Genomic DNA, 1,055 nt, shown 5'->3' with positions numbered 1-1,055 from the left:
CATTCGTAGGATCTTAAGCGGAGGCTGCTGTCAAAGCTTGCTACAGGGAGGCTAGTCGATTGATTTATCAGAAAAATGGTTTGAAGTGTGCTGCTGCTGTGATCTAATGGTTTCGCCAAAAATCAAAAAACTCACAACAGACAGCACCCATGAAGATTACCACTATCCAGCAAAATCTGAAATCCCTGTTTGAACCTCAATACCTGCTCGGTCTGGCCCGTAAGACTGGCTTTATCAAACGGTTACGGCAGCTCTCTCCACTCCATCTCATTGGTGCCATCGTACAAACTCTGAGCTCGCAATCCAACGCCAACCTGGCTGACATACACCGTACCTTCGGCGCACTGAGTGGAACCATGCCGAACTACAAGCCATTCCATAACCAGCTGAAGAAGGCATCCCTAACGCAAATGCTTGAAAGTCTGGTTAATGAGGCAACCAAGCGCTGGTTGCTACAGCCTTTTCAGGATGCACTTCCTGAAAAATACCCATTCAAAAAGATACACTTACATGATGGCAGCTCCCTCAAATTGCATTCTGCGTTGGCTGGTGTCTTTCCCGGGAGATTTACCAAAACAACGCCGGCGGCCATTGAGTTGCACTTGACCATGGATTTGCTGGCAGGCACGGCAAACTACCTGGCCATTGATGCCGATAAGGAGAGTGAGCGTTTGTATAATCCTTATGCAGATGAACTCAAGGATACCCTTATCCTTATGGATGCCGGCTATTTCGACATCAGCTACTGCCACCGGGTAGACCAATACAACGGGTTCTATGTGATCCGAGCCAGTAACAGCATCAACCCTGATATCCTTGATGCTGTTGATGAGAGCGGTGTTCAAGTGAAAGGATTGCAGGGTAAAAAGCTTCGCTCTCTCAAGCTTCGGCAGGAGCAGCAATTAGATCTGACGGTTAGGTGGTGTAATCGTCCAGGAACTTTCCGTCTGATCGCATTCTGGGACCGACGTAAGTCCTGCATCGGCTACCTGATAACCAACCTGTCGAGAGACACTTTTACAGCGGTAGACATCTGCAATTTGTACGGTCTAAGG

The 1,055-nt window shown here is 48.2% G+C and carries 1 protein-coding gene; it reads left to right on the top strand.

What is annotated here, in order from left to right:
- Window positions 1–149 precede the first annotated feature (149 nt).
- The coding region (locus tag HNR62_RS16070) for an IS4 family transposase (protein WP_204797089.1) at window positions 150–1,055 on the top strand (906 nt) is incomplete at its 3' end.

The sequence above is a fragment of the Oceanisphaera litoralis genome (assembly GCF_016907015.1).
GTDB classification, from domain to species: Bacteria; Pseudomonadota; Gammaproteobacteria; order Enterobacterales; family Aeromonadaceae; genus Oceanimonas; species Oceanimonas litoralis.
This window is presented reverse-complemented; position numbering and strand designations above follow the sequence as displayed.